We start from the raw sequence: 4,003 nt of genomic DNA on the forward strand, positions 1-4,003 counted from the left end.
CGGCGGGAACTCCGGCGGGAACTCCGGCGGGAACTCCGGCGGGAACTCCGGCGGGAACTCCGGCGGGAACTCCGGCGGGAACTCCGGCGGGAACTCCGGCGGGAACTCCGGCGGGAACTCCGGCGGGAACTCCGGCGGTAAATAGGAAGAGCTCCGAAATCGATTTTAAAAGTAGTCCCGATGGTAGTAGTGCCGGAGCCATCGGGAATACTGGCGGCAGTGGTGATATTGGGAAATATTGAGAACAACTATAATTTTATGCTTTTTTCAACGAGCAGAAAAAATCCATATCCCTTATTCATAGGTGTTTATCCCTGATCTTGGGGCGAATCGGCTTTTGTGTTTTGAACAACCGGCGAACAACCAAATTTCGACGGCGGGGTCTGGTTTGGGGTGTTTTCGGTGCCGGCACCATTTTACTGCCCGATTTTTTTCAAGGCTTCCCGGACACGGGCGGGGGTCATGGGAAGCTGCAGCATCTTGGCGCCGGTCGCATCGTAAACCGCCGTGGCCAGCACGCCCCCCATGCAGACGATCGCGGGCTCACCGCCCCCCTTGGGGGGCAGGGAGGGATTGGGCACCAGCACGGTCTCAATTTTCGGGAGCCACGAAAAGCGCGGCATCGCGTAAGTGTCGAAATTGGTGTCCAGCAGCCGGCCATTTTCAAATCGCACCTCTTCGGCCAGGGCATAGCCCAGTCCCATGGTGATGCAGCCTTCCATCTGAATCGTGGCCCCTTGGGGATTGACCACCTGCCCCATGTCCTGGGCGCACACAACGCGTTTGACCATGATTTTCCCGCTCTTTTTATCCACCTCGACCTCGGCCATGGCCGCCACATATGTTTCGGCATCGATGCCGCAGGATATTCCGCAACCGCGGCCGCTGGGGGGCCTCCCCGCTTTCCAGCTAAACTGCGCCGCGGCCGCTTGCAGGACGCCGCGCATGCGCTGGTCCTGCAGATGCGCCAGGCGAAACGCCAAAGGATCCTGCCCCGCCTTGGCGGCCATGATGTTCATGTGCAGATCGCGGGCGTAGACATTGGTGTTGGCCCCCGGCGCCCGCCAAGGCCCGACGGCAAAAGGGTGAATCCCCGAACCGATGCGCCATTCACCGAAGACCGTTTCACGGTGATGGGGAATCTCGTAAAAATTCTCACAGCCTCTTTTACCGGCAAAATAGACCTTGTAGTCCCAAAAGGACATCTGGCCGCCGCCGGTAAGCCCCGACCGGATTTTGACCACGGCGGCCGGTCGAAAGGTATCGAAAAAGAACTCCTCCGCCCGGCTCCAGATCACCATGACCGGTTTTCCGGCCTGCCGGGCCAGGCGGGCGGCTTCAACGGCCTGTTCGGAGGCCGACTTGCCGCCGAACCCGCCGCCGACAAAGGGTGCGATGACCCGGACGTTTTCGGTTGGCAGCCCCAGTGCCTGGGCGACGCGCTCCTGGACGCCGAAGGGCGTCTGGGTCGAGGCCCAGACGGTGGCCTTGTCTTTTTCCACAGCCGCCAGGGCCGTGTGGGTCTCCATTGGGGCGTGGGCCACGTAGCTGTTCAAATAGGTTTCCTCGATGATGGCGGCGGCGCGCGCTTCGCCCGTTTTCAGATTTCCGGCCTCCGAGGCAATGGTGGGCTGCGGGGCCCGTTGAAGCAAATGGTCGAAAATCGTCTGGTCGTCGATGCCGGTGGCGGGCCGGTCAAAATGGGCCTTGATGCGCGCCAGGGCCTTTTCGGCCCCGTCCGGGCGGGGGTGCAAAACGGCGATCAGATCGCCGTCGCGCACGATTTGGACATCTTTCATTTTTTCCGCGGCGGAAGTGTCCACCCGCAGGCGTCTGGCGCCGTGGGCTGGTGGACGCAGGATTTTGGCGTAAACCATCCCCGGCAGGCGAATGTCCCCCGCGTACTGGGCCCGTCCGGTGACCTTATCGAAAGCATCCCGCCGCAGATAGGGCTTGCCGCTGATGGTGTACTCGGCTGCGAACTTGAGCGGCGGGAGCACTTTAAGATGCCTTTCGATGATCTTGCCGGCGGTCAGTTCCCCGTAGGTGACCCGCGACATGGGGCGGTGCTTGTCGAAGATAATCCCGCTTTGGGTGACCAGCCGATCGACCGGACACAAAAGCCGTTCGGCGGCCAGTTCCTTCAAGACGCCCTTGGCCTCGCTGGCGGCTTCCTTGACAAAGGTGCCGTAATAGCGGGTTGACAGCGACCCCCACGTACCGGCGTCCCACGGGCAGAGGCCCGTATCCCCCATAACCATGTCCACCGACTCGTAGGTAACGTCCAATTCTTCGGCCATCATCTGGGCGAATGAGGTGATGGGCCCCTGGCCCATTTCAATTTTTCCCACAAAACAGGTGACCCGGTTGTCCGTGCCGATTTTAAGAAAGGCGTTGAAATCCTCGGGCACCTTGCTGCCGCGATAGCCTTCCCGCGGTGCGCGGGCATCCACGGTGATGTCGCCCACCGAGCAATAGACAATCAGGCCACCGCCCAGCATTCCCATGCGCTTGAGAAACTCCCGACGCCCCATCGGAGGGAAGGCGGATGACGGTCTGGACTGGGTTTTCACGAATGGGTCCCTGGCTTTCATGAGCGTCCTCCCCGCAGTTCTGCCGCGGCTGTCTCAATGGCCTGGACAATGCGGACATGGGCACCGCAGCGGCAAAGGTTGTCGTCCATTTCGGCGATGATCTGATCGCGGGTCGGCCTGGGGTTCGCCGCGAGCAGGCTGTAGGCCCGCAGAATCATGCCGGGGGTGCAGAACCCGCATTGAAGCGCGTCAAATTTGATAAATGCCTTCTGCAGAGGGTGAAGCCGGCCGTTTTTGGCGAGCCCTTCGATGGTGGTGACGCGGCTGCCCGCAACCGATCCAATCGTAATTTGACATGACGGTGTTGCCTCCTCCTCCACGAGCACGGTGCAAGCGCAGCACACCCCTTCGCCGCAGCCGAATTTTGTGCCGGTCAGGCCAAGTTCCGTCCGCAGAACCCATAACAGCGACCGCTCGCCGTCAACTTCAAGGCTTATGTTTTCGTCATTGAGGACAAATTGGATCCTTTCCATCATGCATAGCCTCCCCTTTTTGACGTGTTGACCTTCCTCCGGGTGTCAGCCCATTCCGTTGGGTGGTGCCTGGGGCCGTCGCCATTGGCGGTGATCCGGCGACACAAATTGCTTTCGAGCGCGAGGCGCGGAAAAAACCGGCGCTTGGCGAAGGCCGGTAAGGAGGAAACAGCATCCCCTTTCGAACCGGGAGGTTCTTTTCCCTAAAAGCATTCGACTGGGGTCATGGTGAAGCCCGTCAGTTCCGCCGCTTCCAAGGCCTGTCGCATTCTGCTCCCGATGAAGAGCTCGGTTAGAATCCCATCGACCCTGAAGATCTGCCGAGTCCCAACCGACTGTCTGCGCAGACATATTTTCTCCGCCTCGAGAACTGCTTTGACGCCGGTCATTTCCGTGTAGGTTGACCGCTGCCAGTCAAACGCGTCCAGGTTTCCAAGAATGTTCATAAAAGTGTAGTTCGAGTCTACGGCGCCTGTCTCCCTGCAAATCACCGCCACTGGTATGAACTGAACGGATTCGGGCTCCACGGATTCGACAACGGATCGAAACTTTCGAGATACTACGGAGAAGACCTGAATACCCATGAGAAAATCCGGTTTCCTCACGTTTTGGCGGCGGTAGATCAACCGCGCCCGGGTTTTTGGCACCTCTATAGGCTCCCCCTTGTAATAGCCGGCAAAAGGCTCGGTGTCTTCCATGTCTTCGATAAAAAGGCCCTTTTCATCTCCGAGCGGAACGATCTGATAAACCACACCCACTTCCTTCCCCCTCAGTTCAAGAGTTCGCTTCCATTCACCAGGCGGGTGCGAACGTTCGTCAGCAAAGTGTGCAGGTTCGTCAAAGCTTCCTGGCGTGTGAGGTTCCCCATTTCATATTGCATGCGAATATTGTCTATCCTGGCAGCCATTCGAGCCGTGTATGAAGGGTGAGAGCCCA

3 protein-coding genes are annotated in these 4,003 nt (G+C 59.4%); all 3 read right to left on the reverse strand.

The genetic code is table 11. The features are described 5' to 3' along the window. Positions 1-416 precede the first annotated feature (416 nt). On the reverse strand, positions 417-2,594 hold the full coding sequence (locus LJE63_17480) for a molybdopterin-dependent oxidoreductase (protein ID MCG6908400.1): 2,178 nt from the start codon (positions 2,592-2,594) through the stop codon (positions 417-419). Beyond that, the gene (locus LJE63_17485; protein MCG6908401.1) at positions 2,591-3,070 is read right to left on the reverse strand and encodes a (2Fe-2S)-binding protein; all 480 of its coding nucleotides are present in this window, start codon (positions 3,068-3,070) and stop codon (positions 2,591-2,593) included. The genes LJE63_17480 and LJE63_17485 overlap by 4 nt, the downstream gene beginning before the upstream one ends. Before the next feature lie 200 nt (positions 3,071-3,270). Then, positions 3,271-3,819, reverse strand: coding sequence for a hypothetical protein (locus LJE63_17490; GenBank protein MCG6908402.1), 549 nt, complete (start codon positions 3,817-3,819; stop codon positions 3,271-3,273). Positions 3,820-4,003: the final 184 nt, after the last annotated feature.

This window comes from Desulfobacteraceae bacterium (genome assembly GCA_022340425.1).
Taxonomy (GTDB): Bacteria; Desulfobacterota; Desulfobacteria; order Desulfobacterales; family JAABRJ01; genus JAABRJ01.